This is a genomic window from Bradyrhizobium valentinum (assembly GCF_001440405.1).
In the GTDB taxonomy this organism is placed as follows: Bacteria; Pseudomonadota; Alphaproteobacteria; order Rhizobiales; family Xanthobacteraceae; genus Bradyrhizobium; species Bradyrhizobium valentinum.
Map to the genome: position 1 here is coordinate 68,971 of NZ_LLXX01000121.1, position 19,750 is coordinate 88,720.

17 protein-coding genes, 1 tRNA gene and 1 pseudogene are annotated in these 19,750 nt (G+C 62.6%); 12 read left to right on the top strand and 7 right to left on the bottom strand.

Annotated features, from left to right (window positions below; all coding sequences use genetic code 11):
- Positions 1 to 64: 64 nt before the first annotated feature.
- From CP49_RS20405 to CP49_RS20415, 3 genes are all read left to right on the top strand, one after another.
- A complete protein-coding gene (locus tag CP49_RS20405) occupies positions 65 to 1,573 on the top strand; it encodes a glucan biosynthesis protein G (RefSeq protein WP_082646116.1) in 1,509 nt (502 codons plus the stop codon).
- Positions 1,561 to 3,699: a glucans biosynthesis glucosyltransferase MdoH gene (gene mdoH / locus CP49_RS20410; RefSeq protein ID WP_057852003.1), complete on the top strand. Its 2,139-nt coding sequence runs from the start codon at positions 1,561 to 1,563 to the stop codon at positions 3,697 to 3,699. Before CP49_RS20405 ends, mdoH begins: the two co-directional genes overlap by 13 nt.
- 168 nt (positions 3,700 to 3,867) lie before the next feature.
- Positions 3,868 to 5,631 (top strand): adenylate/guanylate cyclase domain-containing protein, encoded by a 1,764-nt coding sequence (locus tag CP49_RS20415; protein ID WP_057852004.1) that lies wholly within the window; start codon positions 3,868 to 3,870, stop codon positions 5,629 to 5,631.
- Positions 5,632 to 5,894: 263 nt separating this feature from the next.
- Here CP49_RS20415 and CP49_RS20420 read toward each other — a convergent pair.
- Both CP49_RS20420 and cpdR read right to left on the bottom strand, forming a co-directional pair.
- Positions 5,895 to 5,969, bottom strand: a tRNA-Val gene (locus tag CP49_RS20420).
- Positions 5,970 to 6,102: 133 nt separating this feature from the next.
- Positions 6,103 to 6,462 (bottom strand): cell cycle two-component system response regulator CpdR, encoded by a 360-nt coding sequence (gene cpdR / locus CP49_RS20425; RefSeq protein WP_057852005.1) that lies wholly within the window; start codon positions 6,460 to 6,462, stop codon positions 6,103 to 6,105.
- 323 nt (positions 6,463 to 6,785) lie between these two features.
- On the opposite strand from cpdR, the gene CP49_RS20430 reads away from it, so the two are divergent.
- From CP49_RS20430 to CP49_RS20445, 4 genes are all read left to right on the top strand, one after another.
- Entirely contained in the window at positions 6,786 to 7,673 is an 888-nt protein-coding gene (locus tag CP49_RS20430) for an N-formylglutamate amidohydrolase (protein ID WP_057852035.1), read from the top strand.
- A gap of 557 nt (positions 7,674 to 8,230) precedes the next feature.
- Positions 8,231 to 9,010, top strand: coding sequence for a histidinol-phosphatase (gene hisN, locus CP49_RS20435; protein ID WP_057852006.1), 780 nt, complete (start codon positions 8,231 to 8,233; stop codon positions 9,008 to 9,010).
- A gap of 24 nt (positions 9,011 to 9,034) precedes the next feature.
- Entirely contained in the window at positions 9,035 to 9,562 is a 528-nt protein-coding gene (locus CP49_RS20440) for an isochorismatase family protein (RefSeq protein WP_057852007.1), read from the top strand.
- Positions 9,563 to 9,729: 167 nt separating this feature from the next.
- Positions 9,730 to 10,698, top strand: coding sequence for a Bug family tripartite tricarboxylate transporter substrate binding protein (locus CP49_RS20445; RefSeq protein ID WP_057852036.1), 969 nt, complete (start codon positions 9,730 to 9,732; stop codon positions 10,696 to 10,698).
- Between the two features lie 24 nt (positions 10,699 to 10,722).
- On the opposite strand, the gene CP49_RS20450 is transcribed toward CP49_RS20445, so the two are convergent.
- Positions 10,723 to 11,616 carry a LysR family transcriptional regulator gene (locus tag CP49_RS20450; RefSeq protein WP_057852008.1) on the bottom strand — a complete coding sequence of 298 codons (894 nt, stop codon included), beginning with the start codon at positions 11,614 to 11,616 and terminating at the stop codon, positions 10,723 to 10,725.
- A gap of 243 nt (positions 11,617 to 11,859) precedes the next feature.
- On the opposite strand from CP49_RS20450, the gene CP49_RS20455 reads away from it, so the two are divergent.
- Entirely contained in the window at positions 11,860 to 12,615 is a 756-nt protein-coding gene (locus CP49_RS20455) for a sulfite exporter TauE/SafE family protein (protein ID WP_057852009.1), read from the top strand.
- Positions 12,616 to 12,688: 73 nt separating this feature from the next.
- Here CP49_RS20455 and CP49_RS20460 read toward each other — a convergent pair whose 3' ends face one another.
- Positions 12,689 to 13,333, bottom strand: a complete 645-nt coding sequence (locus tag CP49_RS20460; RefSeq protein ID WP_245310772.1) for a LysE family translocator — start codon at positions 13,331 to 13,333, stop codon at positions 12,689 to 12,691.
- Between the two features lie 179 nt (positions 13,334 to 13,512).
- Between CP49_RS20460 and CP49_RS20465 the strand changes: the two genes are divergently transcribed.
- On the top strand, positions 13,513 to 15,327 hold the full coding sequence (locus CP49_RS20465; protein ID WP_057852010.1) for a tetratricopeptide repeat protein: 1,815 nt from the start codon (positions 13,513 to 13,515) through the stop codon (positions 15,325 to 15,327).
- Between the two features lie 158 nt (positions 15,328 to 15,485).
- The gene (locus tag CP49_RS20470) at positions 15,486 to 16,157 is read left to right on the top strand and encodes a hypothetical protein (protein ID WP_057852011.1); all 672 of its coding nucleotides are present in this window, start codon (positions 15,486 to 15,488) and stop codon (positions 16,155 to 16,157) included.
- A gap of 33 nt (positions 16,158 to 16,190) precedes the next feature.
- Here the strand turns inward: CP49_RS20470 and CP49_RS20475 are convergent, their stop codons facing one another.
- Together CP49_RS20475 and CP49_RS20480 are read right to left on the bottom strand one after the other, a co-directional pair.
- Positions 16,191 to 16,601: a GFA family protein gene (locus CP49_RS20475; RefSeq protein ID WP_057852012.1), complete on the bottom strand. Its 411-nt coding sequence runs from the start codon at positions 16,599 to 16,601 to the stop codon at positions 16,191 to 16,193.
- Positions 16,602 to 16,677: 76 nt separating this feature from the next.
- Positions 16,678 to 17,625: an alpha/beta fold hydrolase gene (locus CP49_RS20480; protein ID WP_057852013.1), complete on the bottom strand. Its 948-nt coding sequence runs from the start codon at positions 17,623 to 17,625 to the stop codon at positions 16,678 to 16,680.
- A gap of 237 nt (positions 17,626 to 17,862) precedes the next feature.
- On the opposite strand from CP49_RS20480, the gene CP49_RS20485 reads away from it, so the two are divergent.
- Both CP49_RS20485 and CP49_RS20490 read left to right on the top strand, forming a co-directional pair.
- Positions 17,863 to 18,330 (top strand): Hsp20 family protein, encoded by a 468-nt coding sequence (locus CP49_RS20485; protein WP_057852014.1) that lies wholly within the window; start codon positions 17,863 to 17,865, stop codon positions 18,328 to 18,330.
- 258 nt (positions 18,331 to 18,588) lie between these two features.
- Positions 18,589 to 19,365, top strand: a complete 777-nt coding sequence (locus CP49_RS20490; RefSeq protein WP_057852015.1) for an alpha/beta fold hydrolase — start codon at positions 18,589 to 18,591, stop codon at positions 19,363 to 19,365.
- 172 nt (positions 19,366 to 19,537) lie between these two features.
- Here CP49_RS20490 and CP49_RS47495 read toward each other — a convergent pair.
- A pseudogene (locus CP49_RS47495) lies at positions 19,538 to 19,750 on the bottom strand (hypothetical protein); the annotation flags it as partial.

Sequence of the window (19,750 nt, forward strand, 5' to 3'; positions counted from 1 at the left end):
TGAGGAACCGCCGCGCGTGCACTGCGTTGCCGAGGGTCGCCATTAGTAACCGCGAGGTTGTTTAGTGAATCGCAGGAATTTTCTCGCTGCTTCCGCGTTGCCGTTGGTATCCGGGGTGGCGCGGGGACTTTTGTCCCCCGCCCATGCCCAGCCGGCGCCGTTCGACCGATCCAACGTCCGGCAAATGGCGCGCGACCTCGCAAGCAAGCCGTACAAGGCGCCCAGCGAGAAGCTGCCCGACAATCTCGCCAACATCGACTACGATCGTTACCGCGCGATCCGGTTCTTGCCAGAGCGCGCACTCTGGCGCGGCGAGAAACTTCCGTTCGAAGCGCAGTTCTTCCATCGCGGGTTCTTCTACAAGAATCGGGTCGACATCTTCGAAGTGAAGGACGGCAAGGCGTCGATCATTCCCTACCAGCCCGACCTTTTTTCGTTCGGCGATCTGGCTCCGCCGGGGCCGGCGGTGGACCTCGGCTTTGCCGGGTTCCGGCTGCATGCGCCGATCAACAAGCCGGACTATTATGACGAGGTCTGTGTCTTTCTCGGCGCGAGCTATTTCCGTGCGGTGGCCAAAGGCCAATTGTACGGCCTTTCGGCGCGCGGCCTGTCGATCAACACCGGCGAAGCCAAGGGCGAAGAATTCCCGTTCTTCAAAACGTTCTGGATCGAGAAGCCGGCACCAGGCGCCAATTCCATCGTCGTACATGCGCTGCTCGACAGCGAGAGCGCTGCGGCGGCCTATCGTTTCACCATCCGGCCCGGCGACACCACCGTGTTCGACGTCGAAATGGCGATCTATCCACGCGTGGATTTAACTCATGCGGGCCTCGCGCCGATGACCAGCATGTTCTTCTTCGGACCGAACGACCGCAAGGACGTCGAGGACTTCCGTCCCTCGGTCCATGATTCGGATGGGCTTGCGATCTTCAACGGCCGCGGCGAGGAGCTTTGGCGGCAGCTGCATAATCCGAGGGATCTGCAAGTCTCTTCGTTTGCCGATCTCAACCCCCGGGGCTTCGGCCTGATGCAGCGTCAGAGGGATTTTGCTGCTTTCCAGGACCTCGAATCGAATTTCGAGCGCCGGCCGAGCCTATGGGCGGAGCCGATCGGCGATTGGGGCGAAGGCGCGGTGAAGCTGCTCGAAATCCCGACCAAGGAAGAGATTCACGATAACATCGCCACATTCTGGCTTCCCAAGAATCCGTTACCTGCCAAGGGCGAGCACACCTACACCTATCGTTTGCACTGGGGACCGGGTGCGCCGAAGCCCACCTCGCTCGCGCGATTTTCCCGAACCGGCATCGGCGCGCGAGGCGACAACGCCACGATCTTCGTGCTCGACATAACCGGCGAGCGTCTGAAGTCGGTCGATCCGAAAATCCTGCGCGGTGTTGTGACGGCCGAAAAGGCGAAAATCCAGAACATCGTCACCCAGCCAAACCCGGCGACCGGCGGCTGGCGATTGAGCTTCGAGTTGTTGAAGGAAAAGACCCCGGTCGAAATCCGCGCATCGCTCATGCAGGACAATGAGGCGATATCGGAGGCCTGGGTCTATCGATGGATACCGTAGCAAAAACCCGCGCGTCTGAGATCGGCGAGATCCCGTTGAACGAATTTCTTCCCCGGGAAGCGCCGATGGATATGGCGGTGCAGCCGTTGCGGCGGTTTGAGCCGCAACCGGCGCCGCGCTTTGCATCGATGTGGGCCCGGCGCGGCTTCGTCCTGACCGGCACAGCGATCCTGACCGCGGCGGGCTGTTACGAGATGTACCGGGTTCTCCAGGTCGGCGGTGTCACGGTTCTGGAATCGATCATTCTTGCACTGTTCGTGCTGCTTTTCGCCTGGATCGCCTTTTCCTTCATGTCGGCGCTGGCCGGCTTCTTCGTGCTGCTGGCGAGGAAAAAGAACGAGCTCGGCATCGACCCCAGGGCTCCCCTGCCCGCGATCCACAGCCGGACCGCGATGCTGCTGCCGACCTACAACGAAGATCCCCATCGTGTCCTGGCGAGGTTACGCGCAACCTATGAATCCGTCGCGGAGACCGGGCACGGCGCGCGGTTCGACTGGTTTGTGCTGAGCGACACCACCGATCCCGCGACCTGGATCGCCGAGGAAAAATGCTTTCTGACGCTGCGACAGGACGTCGGCAGCGCGGCCACGATCTTCTATCGCCACCGCCCCGAGAACACCGCGCGCAAGTCGGGCAATATCGAGGAGTGGATCAGGCGGTTCGGCTCCAGATATGAGTGCATGCTGATCCTGGACGCCGACAGTCTGATGACCGGCGACAGCGTCGTTCGCCTCGTTGCCGCCATGGAGGCGCACCCGAAGGCCGCGCTGATTCAGACGCTGCCTGTCATCGTCAATGCGAAATCGCTGTTCGCGCGCTGGCAGCAATTCGCCGGGCGGCTGTACGGTCCGATGCTGGCCGCGGGGATCGCCTGGTGGCACGGCTCCGAAGGCAATTACTGGGGACACAACGCCATCATTCGCGTCCGTGCCTTTGCGCAATATGCGGGACTGCCCGAACTCAGGGGACGCAAGCCGTTCGGCGGGCATATTATGAGCCACGACTTCATCGAGGCGGCATTGATGCGGCGTGGCGGCTGGGCGATCCACATGGCGCCGACGCTTCGCGGCAGTTACGAGGAATCTCCGCCGACACTTTCGGATTTTGCCGCCCGCGATCGGCGCTGGTGCCAGGGCAATCTGCAGCATCTGGCGCTGCTGCCGACCCGCGGCTTTCACTGGGTATCGCGGCTTCATCTGCTGACGGGAATCGGATCGTATCTGACCGCGCCGCTCTGGCTGATCTTTCTCGTATTCGGAATCCTGGTTTCGCTGCAGGCGCAGTTCGTCCGGCCGGAATATTTCCCGAAGGGATATTCGCTGTTTCCGCAATGGCCGGCACAGGATCCGGTCCTGGCGGCGTGGGTGTTCGCAGGCACGATGGGCATGCTGATCGCGCCGAAGCTGCTGGCCTTCGCCGTGATGCTGACCGATGCCGACACTCGGAGAAAATTCGGCGGCGGTCTGCTGGTGTTGGCCGGCATCATCGCCGAAACGATTCTTTCGGGCCTGACCGCGCCTGTCATGATGATCTTCCAGTCGTCAGCCGTCGGCGAAATCCTGTTCGGGCGCGATGCCGGATGGCAGGTGCAACGCCGCGACGATGGCGCGGTCTCGCACCGTGATACGGTCAATACCTATTCGGTGCCGACATTGGTTGGGATCGCCATGGCCGCCGCCGCCTATGCCGTCTCGCTGCCATTGCTGCTGTGGATGACGCCGGTAATCCTCGGCCTGCTGCTTTCCATTCCGATTGCAATATTGTCGTCATCGTCGGGCCCGAACCGCAACTCCAGACTGTTCAAGACCCCGGAGCAGACCGCGCCGCCACAGGTGCTGGCAAGGGCCAATGAACTGGCCAGCGCGCCGCATTCGCCGCTCGCCTGTCCGCTGCACGAATTGCGCCGCGATGCCGGTCTGCTCGAAGCGCATCTTAACAATCTTTCCGGACAACGGCCGCGAAAGCGCGGCGAGGTCGATCCGCATCTCGCGATCGCGCGCGCAAAAATCGAAGATGCTGAATCCTTCGAGGAGGCGGCGGGCTTTCTCAGCGCGCGAGAGAAGTTCGCGGTGCTCAAGTCGCCCGCGGTTCTCGCCGTTCTATTCGCCTTGCCAGATTCGGCGTAATTGCAGGACCCACCTTCCTGCTGCTTGAGATTGAACTGCGGCTGCCGTCATCCCGGATGCATCCTTGCATCCCGGATGCATCCTTGCATCCCGGGTGCATCCTTGCATCCCGGATGCATCCTTGGCCCATGCGGCAAATCTGCTAGACTGCTTGCCCGAGAGGCGAAAATGCAAGCGCCTGGACCAGAGCGAAGACTCGCAGCGGTTCTTGCCGCCGACATGGTCGGCTACAGCCGGCTGATGGAGGCCGACGAGGCGGGCACGCTCGCACGTCTCAAGACCCACAGACTTGAGCTCATTGATCCGGTCATCGCCAAGAACCGCGGTCGCATCATCAAGACAACCGGCGATGGCCTGCTGGTCGAGTTCCAGAGCGTTGCCGACGCAGTGCTGTGCGCGGCCGAGGTCCAGCGCAGAATGGCGCGGCGCAATGCCGACGTTTCGCCGGCCCGGTGGATTCAGTTCCGCATCGGCATCAATCTTGGCGACGTGATCGTCGAGGAGAACGACATTTTCGGCGACGGCGTCAATGTCGCGGCGCGTCTCCAGGTGCTTGCCGAGCCGGGCGGCATCTGCATCTCGGGCGCGGTGCGCGATCAAGTCGGCGATCGGCTCGACGACATCGCATTCGAGGATCTCGGCGAGCAGAGCGTCAAGAATATCACCCGCCCGATCCATGTCTTTCGGGTGCGGCTTGACTCGGCCACGATGGTGGCGCTCGAAAGCAGCAAGGAGGCCTCGGCGACGTCAGTTACCAGAAAGCCCTCCATCGCCGTGCTGCCGCTGGTGAATATGAGCGGCGATCCGGAGCAGGAGTTCTTTGCGGACGGCCTCACCGAAGACATCATCACCGAGCTGTCGCGCTTCCGTGACCTGCTTGTCATCTCACGCAACTCGACCTTCGTGCACAAGGGCAAAGCCGTAAAGGTGCAGGAGGTCGCGCGCGAGCTCGACGTCGAATATGTGCTCGAGGGCAGCGTGCGCAAGGTCGGCGATCGCGTCCGCGTCACCGTGCAGTTGATCGACGCGCAAACCGATCGGCACATCTGGGCCGAGCGCTACGACCGCAAGCTCGAAGACATCTTCGCCATCCAGGACGAAGTGACCGGCGCAATCGTTGCAACGCTTCCCGGCCGCGTCGAAGCGGCCAGGCAGGAACACGTAAAGCGCAAGCCAACCGATAACATGGCCGCGTATGAATGCGTCCTCGCCGCCAAAGTGCTGCACCACCGCTCGCAGCGCGATGCCAACGCAGAGGCGCAGCGTCTGCTTGATCGCGCCATCGCGCTCGATCCCAATTACGCGCACGCCCATGCCTGGAAGGCCTGCGTCCTAGGCCAGACCTGGGTCTATGGATGGTGCGCGGATCGCGACGCCACCTTTCAGCGGGTCGCTGACGAGCTGCAGATTGCGCTAGCGCTGGATGACAACGACAGCGACGTTCACCGCATCCTGGCTGCGGTCAACCTGACGCGCGACGATCATGACAAAGCAGCCTATCATCAGGAACGGGCAATTGCGCTCAATCCAAACTATGATCTGGTCGTGGTGCAGCAGGGCGAGTTTCTGACCTGGCTGGGGCGGCCGGAAGAGGGGATCGACTGGATCAGGAAGGCGATGCGCCTCAATCCGTACCACCCCGAGCGCTTCTGGAACCACCTTGGCCGCGCGCTCTACTGCGCCGAGAGATTCGCGGAAGCGGCCGAAGCCTTCGCGCGGATCACGCGGCCCGACCACACCCATCACGCCTTCCTCGCGGCCATCTTCGCGCAGATGGGCAATAACGTTGCCGCGGCCGCACATGCCGCTGAGGTCGTGAAGCTTGAACCGACTTTCTCGGTGGCCGCCTATCTCGCCACCCAGCACTACAAGCAGGAGGCCGACCGCAGGCGGCACGAGGCGGGACTACTCAAGGCGGGGTTACCGGGGTGAGGTTGCAGAAGCCTGAGTAGTGCCTAGCCGTGGCTCGCGGCATACAGCCCGCCTTCGCCAAGTGGCTCCGGCGCGGCAGCCTTCGCTTGCTTCGCCACGATAGGACTGAGTGTGGCTTGCCGAGCCGTAGCTTGCGAAAAAGACTGGTTACGGATGGAGCCCGGCTTCGCCCTTCGGGCTACGCCGCGGCAGCCTTCGCTTGCTTCGCTGCGATAGGGCTGAGTATGGCTTGCCGAGCCGTAGCTTGCGAAGCAAGCGAAGGCTGGTGGGCGCGACAGGGATCGAACCTGTGACCCCTACCATGTCAAGGTAGTGCTCTCCCGCTGAGCTACGCGCCCTGGATCGGACGACCAGTCGTCCCGCTCCAGCTTTAATCGTATTGGGTGGGGTCCGTATATCGGCTCCAAAGCGCCCCGGCAAGGATGCTTCGAGGTAATTTCTGACGTGATTTCGCTCGAAATCGAGGCCGAATCAGGCCGCCAGCATCTTGTTCACTTCGCTGACCAGTTCGCGCAGGTGAACCGGCTTGGCCAGCACCTTGGCGTTCTTGGGCGCGTCCGAATCGGAATTCAGGGCGACGGCGGCAAAGCCGGTGATGAACATGATCTTGATGTCGGGGTCGAGTTCCGAGGCGCGGCGCGCCAGCTCGATGCCGTCCATTTCCGGCATCACGATATCAGTGAGCAGCATCTCGAACGGCTCCTCGCGCAGCCGCTGATAGGCCGACATGCCGTTATCGTGGGGCGAGACCTGAAACCCCGCGTTTTCCAGCGCCTTGACCAGGAAGCGGCGCATGTCGTTGTCGTCTTCGGCGAGGAGGATCTTGTGCATGGCGGTCAGTCATCGAGCCCGGGCTTGGAGGATCATTCCACCCACTAAGCCCGACTGAGGGTAAATTTCGGGTGAAGGGTAGCGGCGTCTTGGCTTGGCAAGCAGCGCTATTTCTGTAGCGCCCCATATCAGGATCGATCAAGGCGGCGCTTTTCGGGCGTTTGCGACACCTTCCAGCCAGGACAGCGGCTTTTTTCGCTTGGCAGAATGATTGCGATTACGGACAATGCATCCTTACAAAACCCTGCCCCTCTCCGGCAGAATCGGTCGCTTGATCGATCGGCCCAAAGGGAATGCGGACATTCAAGGGACGGCGCCCGACGATGACCCAGTTTGATGGCGAGCTGTCGCCCCCGTTCGAGATCGCGGAGCCAGCGCACTGGCGTGCGCCGATCATCTTCAACTCGCCCCATTCCGGCTCGGTCTATCCGCTCGAATTCCTTAACGCCTCCCGGATCGACCTTACCGCGCTGCGCCGCTCCGAGGATTCGTTCATGGACGAATTGATCGGAGACCTGAGCGCGCAGGGCTTTCCGACGGTCCGGGTCAATTTTCCCCGCTCCTATGTCGACGTGAACCGCGAGCCCTATGAGCTTGACCCGCGGATGTTCACCGGCCGCCTGCCGAGCTTTGCCAATACCCGCTCGATGCGGGTTGCTGGTGGCCTCGGCACCATTCCGCGCGTGGTCGGCGACGGGCAGGAAATCTACCGCGAGCGGCTTTCCGTCGACGACGCGCTGGGGCGGATCGAGGCGCTCTACAAGCCCTATCACCGCGCGCTGCGGCGGCTGATCAACAAGGCTCATCAGGCGTTCGGAACCGTGATCCTGGTCGATTGCCATTCGATGCCGTCGGTCGGCGTCTCGCGCGACGAGCCGCGGCGGCCCGACATCGTGATCGGCGACCGCTACGGCACCAGTTGCGCGAGCCTGCTGCCCGACGTCGTCGAGGAAGTCATGAGCAAGCTCGGCTATTCGATCGGGCGCAACAAGCCCTATGCCGGCGGCTTCATTACCGAGCATTACGGCAACCCGGCCAGCGGATTGCACACCGTGCAGCTCGAGCTCAACCGCGCGATCTACATGGACGAGCGGCGGCGCGAGCGCAGCCCGCGCTTTGCGCAAGTGGCCACCGATTTCGCCGCGCTGGCGGAAGCGCTGGCGCAGGTCCCGCTCGGCGATCTCGGCCCGTTCCAGGCGGCGGCGGAGTAAGAGGCTACGCCTAGCCGTCATTCCGGACGTCGCGCAGCGGCGATCCGGAATCTCGAGATTCCGGGTTCGCTTCGCGCCCCGGAATGACGACAGAGCACCCCAAGAAAAAAGGGCCGCTTGAATGAACAAGCGGCCCAAGTCTAGGGAGGAAACGCCCAAGGAGGGCAGCGATAGGGCGAGGCCCTACCGCACCGCAACAATATGCGGCCGCGCTGCACAAAACGCAAGGGTTTTCGGCTCGGTTCCGGTCGAGAGTGGAATAGGCTGGCGGATCGGCAACACCGCCAAGACGTGACTTTTATATATGTAAAATCAATAACTTACACGGATTCCCGGCCAAGCCCCGGCGCCACTGCAGTGCTAGTATGCCAAAACTCGCGACTTCGTGATGGCGTGGCTAACCAAAAATCCACGCTTAAACGAAGCCTTTTCGAAAGCCGATTCGAAAGCCAGTTCGCAATACGAATGGGAATAACGCGCCGTTGGTCGTGCGCGACGGTGCGGATTGGGCTAGGCAAGAGGCGGTATACTTCTTCCATTGGCGGTAAGGGACAGCCGTGACGGTCATCGATTTCACAGCCTTCATCGGCCGCCTCGCGACCGCGTCGGGCGAAACCATCCTGCCGTTCTTCCGGACCTCGCTCTCCATCGACAACAAAAGCGCGAGCGATTTCGATCCCGTCACCGAGGCCGACCGCGCCGCCGAAGCGGTGATGCGCCGCCTGATCAAGGCCAACTTTCCCCAGCACGGCATTGTCGGCGAGGAATTCGGCAACGAGCGCGAGGACGCCGAATATGTCTGGGTGCTCGATCCCATCGACGGCACCAAATCCTTTATCGCGGGATTTCCGATCTGGGGCACCCTGATCGCGCTGCTGCACAAGGGAGCACCGGTGTTCGGCATGATGCACCAGCCCTATATCGGCGAGCGCTTTTCCGGCGATAGCGGCTCGGCGCATTATTGCGGGCCATCCGGCGAGCGGAGGCTGACGACGCGGCGCTGTGCTTCGCTGAAGGAAGCGACCTCCTTCACCACGAGCCCGCTCTTGATGAACGCCGCCGACCGCGAGATCTTCGGCCGGGTCGAGAGTGCGGTAAAGCTGTCGCGCTATGGCGGCGACTGCTATTCCTACTGCATGCTGGCGGCCGGCCATCTCGACCTCGTGGTCGAGACCGAACTCAAGCCCTATGACATTGCGGCGTTGATCCCGATCGTCACCGGCGCCGGCGGTGTCGTCACCAATTGGGAAGGCAAGCCCGCCCAGAGCGGCGGCCGCATCGTCGCCGCCGGCGACGCCCGGGTGCACGAGGCCACGCTGAAGCTCTTGAACAGCTAGCGGCACGCGCCGCGCAGGACCCCGATGGATGCATTGATCGTCGTCGATATGCAGGTCGGGCTCCTCAACGGGGAGCCGAAGCACGATCTGCGCGGTGTCGTCGAGCGCATCAACCAGCTCGCCGCCAGGGTCCGCGAACGTTCCGGCACGGTCATCTTCATCCAGCGTTGCGGCGGCAAGGGCGACGATTTCGAGCCGGAAACGCCCGGCTGGGCGCTGCTTCCCGAACTGTACCGCGAGCCCGCCGATATCGTGGTTCGGAAGACCTTGAACGATCCTTTCGCCGGGACCGACCTGTCCGCCCGCTTGCAAGCGATCGCACCGGACCGGATCCTCATCGCAGGATGGGCAACCGATCTTTGCGTCGATGCAACCGTCCGATCGGCCGTTTCAAATCATCACGACGTCGTGGTGGTGACCGATGCCCACACTTTGAATGACCGTCCCCACCTCGATGCGGCGAGCGTCATTCGTCATCACAACTGGGTCTGGGGACATTTGATCACGCAGCGATCGATCAGGCTCGCGCGCACCAACGAACTCCTGCTTTGACGAGGCTATAGCGTTTTCGAGCGAAGTGGGTACCGGTTCGCGTGAAGAAAACGCGTCAAAACAAGAATCCAGAGCTCCCGCCGCAACCGGCAGCACCTTGCATAGAGCGGTTCATCGCGTACGATGCCCGCCAACGCGCACCATGGATGCCGGATCCGGGAGTGTTCATGAGACCGCTGAGCAAGCTGCTTGCCGGACTGACGCTGCTATTGTTGCCAGCCTTGGCTTCGGCGCAGGACTTCCCCACGAAACCGATCAAGCTCATCGTGCCGTTCCCGGCCGGGGGTCCCAACGACATCATCGCGCGCGTGGTCGGCCAGCGCATGTCGGAAATCGCAAAGCAGCCGGTTGTGATCGACAATCGCGGCGGCCAGGCCGGCGTGCTCGGCACCGATGCGATCGCAAAGGCAGTCCCCGACGGCTACACGATCGGGATCGTGAGCGCGAGCGCGCTGGTCATCAACCCGACGATGGAAAAGGTGCCCTACGACGTGACGAGGGATTTCGCGCCCGTCACGCTGGTGACGACGGTGCCGGAAATGCTCGTTGTCGCCAGCAACGTTCCCGCCGGCGACATGAAGGAACTGATCGCGCTCGCCAAGGCACAGCCGGGGAAACTCAATTTCGCATCCGCCGGCGTCGGCGGCATGCCGCATCTTGCCGGTGAACTGCTCAAGCAGACGGCGAGGATCGACATCGTGCACGTGCCATACCGCGGCGCTGCGCCGGCCATCAACGATCTGCTCGGCCAGCAGGTGCAGATGGCGTTCCTCGATTTGCCGGTGCTGCTGCCGCATATCAAGGCGGGCACCCTGCGCCCGATTGCCCTTGGCGCTCCGAAACGCGCACCCACTTCACCCGACGTGCCGACCACTGCGGAGGTCGGCATGCCCGACCTCCTGATCGAAAACTGGTACGGCATGATCGCGCCGGCCGGAACGTCTGAGGCGATCGTCACCACCCTGAACAGCCTCGCCAATGAGGCGATGAACGATCCGCAGGTGAAGCAGAAGCTCGCGGACCAGGGCCTGACGGTCGCCGGCAACACGCCGGCGCATTTTCGCGACTACATCGGAACCGAGACCCAAAAGTGGGCGCGCGTCATCAAGGCCGCCGGCCTTGCCGCAAGCAAGTAACGCGCGGCTTCCTGTCAGGCCTCATCAACCCGGCGCCGACTTACGCAGATGCTCGGCCAATTGCTGCGCAGGCCTGGGTAGCGACTTGAAACTGCGGGCGCAGATCACGAGCCGCCGGTTGGCCCAGGAGTCCCTGATCCTGACAACATTGATCTTCATCGACCGCGCGCAGCGCTTTGCGGCGACCTCAGGCATCACGCCAATCCCGATGCCGGCGGCAACCATCTGGCCAATCGCATCGAAACTGTTCAGCCGCGCGCGAAAGCGTAGACGCGCGCCAAGACGCGCCGCGTGTCCGCTGATATGGGCGTGCAGTGCGATCGAGCTGATCAGGCCGACGAAATCGCGCGCCACCACTTCGCTGAAATCGACCTGCCGCCGGTTCGCCAGTTCGTCGCCCCGCCCGGCCACCAGCACCAGGCGATCTTCGCTGAACGGCATCCGCTCGATATTGTCTGCAAGCGCGTGTTCGGCGGCGAGCCCGAGATCGGCGGCACCGATTACGATGGCGCGAGCGATTTCGGCGCTTTCGCGCTCCTCCACATCGATCGAAATGTGAGGATGCGCGGCGAGAAACGCAGCCAGTGCCTTCGGCAGATATTCCGAAAGCCCCGATGTGTTGGCGAGGAAGCGCACGGTGGCCTTCGCGCCACGAGCAAAGGCCAACAGATCGCCGCGCATCGCCTCCACATTGTGAAGCACGATCCTCGCATGGTCGAGCAGGCTTTCGCCCGCCGGCGTCAGCTCGACGCCGCGACGACCCCGCGTCAGCAACGGCACGCGCAACGCCTCTTCCAGCCCCTTGATCCGCGCGCTCGCCGATGCCAGCGCAAGATGAACCTTTGCCGCGCCGTTGGTAATGCTGCGCGTCTCGGCGACGGCGACGAAGAGCTGAAGATCGACCAGATCGAAACGCATAAGCCCTCCTAACCCTCATGGTGAGGAGCGCCGAGGGCGCGTCTCCGGACGATGCTTCGCATCGCCGGGCGAACCATGAGGCCCGGGTATCGCCCGCGGCCATCCTTCGAGACGCGCGCCATGCGCGCTCCTCAGGATGAGGACAGTGTGCGCGGCTGGCTATCATGAGCCTTCGCATTAGACGAAGGCTGTCTCCGTAACCTCCAGATTGTGCCCGATGCGTCGATGGGTCAAGGTCCGGCCATGTTGGATTCCTTGCTTCTCCTCCTCGTCACCGCTACGTTCCTGCTCGCGGGCTTCGTGAAAGGCGCAATCGGGCTCGGCCTGCCGACGGTATCGATGGGCCTGCTTGCGGTGTCGATGCCGCCGGCCCAGGCGATCGCCATCGTCATCGTGCCGGCGATCGTCACCAACATCTGGCAAACCTTCGGCGGTCCGTACTTGCGCGATATTTTCCGACGGCTATGGCCGTTGCTGGCCGGAACGGCCGCGGGCGTCTGGCTGAACGCGGGATCGCTGATCGGGCCCTATGCGCGCTACGCCACGATCGCGCTCGGCCTGCTGCTGGCGATCAATGCCATTATCGGCCTGAGCAAATTTAATTTCACCATTGCCCGCCGAAACGAAAAATGGGTCGGCGGCATCGTCGGGCTGGTCACCGGCATGATTTCGGCGGCAACCGGCGTGCAGGTCATTCCGTCCGTGCCGTTCCTGCAGGCGATCGGGATGGAAAAGGAAGAACTGATCCAGGCATTGGGCGTGTTCTTCACGGTCGCGACCTTGGCGCTTGGTCTCAACCTCACCGGCGCCGGCCTGCTGACGGCCGCAACCGCACTGCCGGGCGCGGTCGCCATGGCGGCGTCCTTTGCCGGCATGTTCATCGGACAGGCGGTGCGGACACGGCTGCAGCCGGATATCTTTCGGCGCTGGTTCCAGATCGGCATGATTGTTCTCGGCCTCTACCTCGCCAGCAATGCGCTTGTGAAACTGATGTCGTAACTTCTCGCGAGGCCATGCAGGAAGCCCGCGAATTCCCTGCGAAGGAATTCTCTGGACAGGCGGACAGCCGAACCTAGCGCGCCTCCAGCATCGCAACGCGAATGCCGAGATAGACGAACAGCCCGCCGAGAGCCCGGTTGATCCAGGCCATCACGTTGGCCGATTGCCTGATGCGGCGGGCCGCCCTTGCGGCGAAGGCAGCTACCCCGAGGCACCAGAGCATGCCATTGAAGATAAAGATTATGCCCAGGGCCAGAAAAGCCAGCGTCTTGTGGCCTGAGTCCGCAGCCACGAATTGCGGCAGGAAGGCCAGGAAGAACAGCGCCACTTTCGGATTGAGCACGTTGGTTAGCGCGCCCTGCCAGAATACGCGGGAAAGCGACGTCTCGGCCGCTGCCGCCGGCTCCGCAATCGGCTGCGAACGCGACAGCAGCATCTGGATGCCCGTAAACAGCAGATAGGCCGCGCCGACCCATTTCAGGACCGTGAAGGCGGTCGATGACGCCATCAGCAGCGCCGACAGGCCTATGGCGGCGCCGAACACATGGACCAGACAGCCGCAGCAGATGCCGATCGCCGCTGCCGCACCACCGCGCCAGCCCAACTGGATGCTGCGGCCGATAATATAGGCCGTATCCGGGCCGGGGGTGACGTTGAGCAGCAGCCCGGAGAGGACGAAAAGCCAGAGTTCGTGAATGCCGAGCGTCTCAACCATCATTTTGACCCAACCTGCCCTTATTTTTTGCGCGAGTGCCAATTCCAGACGGTTTGCAGTACTATCATGGGCAAATCGGGCTTCCACCAGATAGCGCATATTTTATAAACATTGGAATCGGTCGGCCGACCACGTAGTGGTTATGCCGCCCATTCCGGCGCCGTTGGGGATATAGTGGGGAAATGGAAAGACGCCTGGCAGCCATCGTTTGCGCTGACGTCGCCGGCTATTCCCGCATGATGGGGGCCGACGAGGCGGGGACGCACGCCACGTTCAAGGCCCATCGCACCGCGATCTACCCGATCATCCTCAATCATGGCGGCCGCCTGGTGAAGAACACCGGCGACGGCTTCCTCCTGGAATTTCCCTCTATCGTCGGCGCCATCGAGGCCGCAGTCGCGATGCAGATGGTGATGGCGGAGCGCAACGAGCACCTCCCCGCCGACCGCCTCATGCAGTTCCGCATGGGCATCCACATGGGCGATGTAATGGCCGACGAGGATGAGGTGTTCGGCGACGACGTCAACATCGCCGTTCGCCTCGAATCGGTCGCCGAACCCGGCGGCATCGCCGTTTCGGGCAAGGCCTGTCATGAGGCGGGCAAGCGTCTCAGCGTGACGCTCGTCGATGCCGGTCCCCACCGGTTCAAGAATATCGAGGAGCCAATCCATGTATGGACGTGGCAGCCCGCCGGGTCCGACACCAGCAGCATTGCGCCCAAAGCCTCGACAGAAACATCGGTCACCAATCTTCCGGCCCAGTATCGCACGGCAATCGTGGGCGTGCTGCCGTTCGCGAACCTCAGCGAAAGCGCCGACGAGTATTTTTCCGACGGGCTCACCGAAGACCTGATCCACGCGCTTTCGCTGCAATCCTTCTACCGGGTGCTGAGCCGGAATGCGACGTTCTCGTTCAAGGGCAAGAATGTCAGCACGCGCCTGATCGCACGCGAAATCGACGCGACCTATCTGATCCAGGGCTCGGTCCGGCGCGCCGCAACCAAGATCCGCGTCACCGCCGAACTGATCGCGCCCGAGACCGGCGAGCAATTATGGACTGGCCGGCTTGACCGCGACATCGGCGACCTGTTCGCGATGCAGGACGAACTTACCACCAGCCTGTCAGCCGCAATCGCGGCCGAGATCTACCGGGCGGAGGCCTCCGCCCCACCCCGCTCGTCGTCGAACGACATCACTGCATGGGATCGGTTCCTGAAAGGGCTGTCCTACTACTACCTGCACACCAAGGCCGATTACGAAACCTCGATCAGCCTGTTCAGGGAAGCCATCGCGCTCGATCCGACGCTGTCGATCGCTCGCGCCTATCTCGCCACCATCCAGATGCAGGGCATGCAGTTCGGATGGATCAAGAGCACGCGCGAATTGTGGGAATCCGCGATGAGCCTTGCGGAGAGCAGCGTGCGGCTCGACCCCCGTTCGTCTTTTGCGTTTCAGATTCTGGCCTTTCTGCACGCAGTGGAAGGACACTACGAGGCGGCAATGGATGCTGCAAAGCGCGCAGTCGGGCTCAATCCGTACGACATGGGCGCCCGCGGCGTGCTCGGCTTTTGTCATCTCACGAGCGGCGAACACCGGCAAGCCATCGAACTGTTTACGATGGCGGCGCAGCAAGGCAACAACGACCCTCGATATCAATGGGCCGCAGTGAATGCCTTCAGCCACTACCTGCTCGGTCAATATGACGCTTCGCTGTCCTGGGCGCGCGAAGAGCTTTATGTGAATCCCAATCATCTCCAGGCGCTGGCGATACGGGCGGCAGCGTTGGCGCAATTGGGACGAACCGCAGAAGCGGCAAACGCGGCCGAGGTTCTCTTAAGCAACTACCCGACCCTGACCGTCGAGCGTTATTTGCGGAATTTTCATTGGAAGGTCCCGGCCGACATCGCCCATTTCCGCGACGGCCTTGTGAAGGCCGGCCTCCCCTTCAGTAGATTGACCCTCGTCGAATCCTCGCCAAAACTCGCCGTAGATTCCTGAGGGCGGAACGGGCCGTCGGTTGACACGGCGTCGAATTCCGCCAAACTTGCTACACGCTGAGGTAGCGCGCCACCGAATTCCTTTTTTCAGAACCGTCATCCGCATCGCCCTTGGCGGCGGACCGATTTTCATACTTGGTGCTTTGAGGATTTGAAGTCATGTCGGATAACCCCATCGGTACTGCTCCGCCCACCACGCCAACCGGGCAGATTCCCGTTTCCCCCAATAATCCATGCCCGTTTTTGCGCGCGCTGGTCGCCAATGGCTACGTCAGCGGCCACGACGTGCCGCTCGAAAAGCTCACCGAAATGATCGGCCTCGCAAGCGGCGAAACCGGCTCGGCCCAAAAGAGCGTGCGGATGAAAACCTGGATGGTCGCCGTCATTGCGAACGGCCTCGGGCCGCTGCGCGTCTTGAAGAGCGCGACCTCGGGCGCCGTGCTCGACGAGCTGCGAAACGGTCCTCTCGACAAGCATGGCGGCGGCTCGCGCATTCTCGACGCCGGCGCGAAGGTTCATGAAGAGCAGATCGACCGGCTCGCCACCTTCGGCAAGGACTGCAAGGATCCTTCAGGGGGCATCGAACTCGGACTGACGGCGAAAGAGATCGACGCCTTCATGAAGGCCAACATCAAGCGCGACGGCGATGCGACGCGCTGGTACTACCCGATCCTGATGAAAGGCGAATGGCCCGTCCTGCTGAAAATCCTCGGCAAGGGCGACGGCGAGGCGCGCTACCTCAGCGTCGCCGAGGTCAGGACGCTGTTCGTCGAGCGGCGGTTGCCGGAGCGGATCACGGCACGACTGCCGAAGCCTGCTGCTGGAAGATAACTGCCGCAGCGGGTGCGGCCGGCCACGCATTCGCTACGGCTTCGGCCCGTAGCCCGGAACCCATTTTTCGTGCTGGGGCAAGTCGTCCTGAATCGTCCACCAGGGCGCACGCGACGACGTAAATACGTGCAGACGCGGCCGAACCTTGGGATCATCGTCGAACAGACCGGCGGGGATACTGACTGTCTCCAGATAACTTGCCTTCCCTGGCGTCAGGCAGCCGCAAATCTTGCAACGATACCGGAAACCGCCGGGCGCGGATTCATAGCGCACGGTCATGTCTTCGCCGGCCAAAAATCGGAACTTGTCAACTTCGACGTGAGCGTACGTTGCGAATGCCGCGCCGGTAAGCTTGCGGCAATTGGCACAATGGCAGTGTGTGATCGATCGTACCTTATCGACTCCAAACCTGACGGCACCGCATAGGCAGCTTCCACGAATCATGACGGCATTCTCCAGACCCCAAGTACCGCCAGCGCGGTTCGCGTCCGATTGAACCGGCTTAAATCACGGCAAGCAACTATTTGAACAGCGGCGTGCCCGGCACGAAGGCATCGAACGCGGCCCAGAATTGCGAGCGGTAGCGGTCCTGCTCCTGCAGGATCTCGTGCTTGGAGCCCGCAATCACCAGATGCGAGCCGGCGCGCAAATGATAGGCGAATTCCTCGATCGCAGCCGTGGAAACAATGGTGTCGTTGCTGGCGGCCAGCATCAGGATCGGCTGGCGGATTTCGGACGGGTAGTTCATGCCGCGAAAGGTATGCATCGCCCTGAATGCGGTATCGGCCCAGGCCACCGTCGGCGAACCGATGCCCAGCGTCGGGTCTTCTTCCAGGATCGCGGCGTTGCGCGCGTAGCGCACGGGATCGCTGGTGAAGGGGTTGTTGATGAAGGATTCCGTTCCGGTCAGCGCGTCGCTGCCGCCGGGCACGTAGCGCCCGCCCTGCCCCATCAGCCTCATGACCCGAAGCAACGCCCGTGTCGGGAACGAGGTCCTGCGTCCCGGCAGGTCGATCATCGGCGCCGATAGCACCATGCGATCGAACCAGCGCTTTCCCGCATGCGCGACCCGAAGCAGAACCGCGCCGCCCATCGAATGCGCCAGCGCGAAATAGGGCGGCGGGCAATCCGGCAGCACCACCTGCTGCACGAAGGTTTCGACATCGACCTCGAAATCGGAGAAATCGCGGACATACCCCTTGCGCGGATCGCGCAGGCGGCGCGAGGAATGCCCCTGGCCGCGCCAGTCGATCATCGCCACCGCAAATCCACGATCGCGCAAGTCGCGCACCGTCTCGAAATATTTCTCGATCTGCTCACTGCGCCCGGTGAAGACGCAGACCGTGCCCTTGCGCCCTGCCGGCGGGGCCCAGCGCGCAAACCGCAATTCCGCGCCGTCGGGCGTCTTGATCGTGCCTGCGACGACATCCTCCGGAACCGGATTGGCGGGGATAGAGACGAGCGTCATGACGGGCAACCGGCTGGGTGGAAGGGGCTGGAAATCAAGGCAGGAGCGCAAAAAAGGGGCCTGTTTCGCCCCTCTTGAACACCGTTTCACCCCTCCCATATCACTTCTGTGCAGGCCGCTACCAGTGTTTCGGAACCGAAACCCAAAGCTCCAAAACGCTGAGGCTGCACGAAGACTAAAGCCCGGCCCGATGGCGGGCGGGTTAACTGAAACAGTCGCTCAATGGAGGACTACCCTATGCGTACCTACGATCTTACCCCGTTTTATCGTTCCACCGTCGGCTTCGACCGCTTCTTCAACCTGCTCGATCAGGTGACCTCAGACGGCAGCCCCGGTTATCCGCCCTACAATATCGAGCGCACCGGTGAGAACGCCTACCGCATCAGCGTTGCGGTCTCCGGCTTCTCGCAAGGCGAGCTTTCGATCGTCGCGAAGGAAAACACGCTGACGATCAAGGGCGAGAAAACCGCCAACGAGAACGGCAAGGACAATTCCGAAGTGCTCTACCGCGGCATCGCCGCGCGTGCCTTCGAGCGCATCTTCCAGCTTGCCGATTTCGTGCAGGTGAAGAACGCCTCGCTCGAGAACGGCCTGCTCCACGTCGATCTCGTCCGCGAGATCCCCGAGGCCAAGAAGCCGCGCAGCATTCCGATCAACTCGGGCGCGCAGGCCCCGCAGGTGGTCGACGCTTCGGTCGCCGCGTAACACAGTAGATTCAGCCGGTATTGGCTGAACGCGAAAACGCCCCGGGCAACCGGGGCGTTTTTTTGTGCGCGCATACGAAGACGGCGCAATCCGGCTCCGCTCATTAACAGCGAATTTAAATGATGTCCGCTTCTGCAACGACTATTTCACCGCCTGCCCCGGCAACGGCGCCGCCGAGACGCGTAACGTTTGCAGTTCGACGACGTATTCACCTTTGCACCCAGCGCTTCAACAGACGTATCAAATCAGGAGAGATCGATGACAAGGTTACGGATCGTTGCGGCGCTCGCCGCCAGTGTGTTTGCAGGATCGTTTGGCGTACTCACTACGCCGGCGCAGGCCGCGGCACCGGTCAAAGTGAAAAATGTCGTGCTGGTGCACGGTGCCTGGGCGGACGGATCGAGCTGGTCGGAAGTCATTCCGCGGCTGCAGGCGGCGGGCCTTCGCGTCACCGCGGTCCAGAATCCGCTGACCACGCTGGAAGATTCCGTGGCCGCAACGCGCCGTGCACTGGCGCAGCAGGACGGCCCGACCGTGCTGGTGGCGCATTCCTGGGGCGGCACCGTCATCAGCGAAGTCGGCACCGACCCGAAGGTCACCGGGCTGGTCTATATCGCGGCGCGCGCGCCCGATGCCGGCGAGGACTTCGTGGCGTTGTCGCAGAAGTTTCCGGCAGGCCCTGCGCGCGCCGGCGTTCAGGAGCATGACGGCTTCACCAAGCTGTCCGAGGATGCGTTCCTGAAATATTTTGCGAACGGGGTCGATCGAAAGACCGCGGAAGTTCTCTACGCCGTGCAAGAGCCGACCGCGGCCTCCCTGTTCACCGGCCGCACCACTGCTGCCGCCTGGCACAGCAAGCCGAGCTGGTACGCCGTGTCGAAGCTCGACTACACCATCAATCCCGACCTCGAGCGGTTTCTGGCCAAGCGGATGAATGCGACGACGGTCGAACTTGAAGCCGGCCACCTGTCGCTGGTCTCGCAGCCCGATAAAGTCGCCGATCTGATCCTGGCTGCCGCCGGTCAGCATGAATAGCTCGCCGCAATGAAAACGCCCCGGGAAGACCGGGGCGTTTTTGTCTCTGTCGTCCCTGCGAACGCAGGGACCCATACATCGTGATCTATCAATTAGGCGATATGGCAGACGCCCTTCGCAAAACGACCGCTGGTGGTTATGGGTCCCTGCGTTCGCAGGGACGACGATAGAGTTACTCCAGCCCCTGGACCGTGGGCATGCCCTGGGTCGGCGCAATCTGCGGGGCGGGCTTTGCTGGGACCGAGCCGGTTGTCACCGGGGCGGCCGCCTGCACCTCGGCCGACTTCGGAGCAGGCGCTGCCGCCTGCTGGACCGGCGCGGCAGCGGGTTTGGCGGCAAGCGGCTTGGCCTTCGGCACCGGCACGGTGCGGCTCGCAACGTGAGT

Coding starts and splice junctions, on each gene's coding strand:
- CP49_RS20470 (WP_057852011.1), top strand. CDS start 15,486: ATGTCGGATAACCCCATCGGTACTGCTCCGCCCACCACGCCAACCGGG.
- CP49_RS20450 (WP_057852008.1), bottom strand. CDS start 11,616: ATGCGTTTCGATCTGGTCGATCTTCAGCTCTTCGTCGCCGTCGCCGAG.
- CP49_RS20415 (WP_057852004.1), top strand. CDS start 3,868: ATGCAAGCGCCTGGACCAGAGCGAAGACTCGCAGCGGTTCTTGCCGCC.
- CP49_RS20455 (WP_057852009.1), top strand. CDS start 11,860: ATGTTGGATTCCTTGCTTCTCCTCCTCGTCACCGCTACGTTCCTGCTC.
- CP49_RS20480 (WP_057852013.1), bottom strand. CDS start 17,625: ATGACGCTCGTCTCTATCCCCGCCAATCCGGTTCCGGAGGATGTCGTC.
- CP49_RS20475 (WP_057852012.1), bottom strand. CDS start 16,601: ATGATTCGTGGAAGCTGCCTATGCGGTGCCGTCAGGTTTGGAGTCGAT.
- CP49_RS20430 (WP_057852035.1), top strand. CDS start 6,786: ATGACCCAGTTTGATGGCGAGCTGTCGCCCCCGTTCGAGATCGCGGAG.
- CP49_RS20445 (WP_057852036.1), top strand. CDS start 9,730: ATGAGACCGCTGAGCAAGCTGCTTGCCGGACTGACGCTGCTATTGTTG.
- CP49_RS20440 (WP_057852007.1), top strand. CDS start 9,035: ATGGATGCATTGATCGTCGTCGATATGCAGGTCGGGCTCCTCAACGGG.
- cpdR (WP_057852005.1), bottom strand. CDS start 6,462: ATGCACAAGATCCTCCTCGCCGAAGACGACAACGACATGCGCCGCTTC.
- CP49_RS20465 (WP_057852010.1), top strand. CDS start 13,513: ATGGAAAGACGCCTGGCAGCCATCGTTTGCGCTGACGTCGCCGGCTAT.
- CP49_RS20460 (WP_245310772.1), bottom strand. CDS start 13,333: ATGATGGTTGAGACGCTCGGCATTCACGAACTCTGGCTTTTCGTCCTC.
- CP49_RS20485 (WP_057852014.1), top strand. CDS start 17,863: ATGCGTACCTACGATCTTACCCCGTTTTATCGTTCCACCGTCGGCTTC.
- mdoH (WP_057852003.1), top strand. CDS start 1,561: ATGGATACCGTAGCAAAAACCCGCGCGTCTGAGATCGGCGAGATCCCG.
- CP49_RS20490 (WP_057852015.1), top strand. CDS start 18,589: ATGACAAGGTTACGGATCGTTGCGGCGCTCGCCGCCAGTGTGTTTGCA.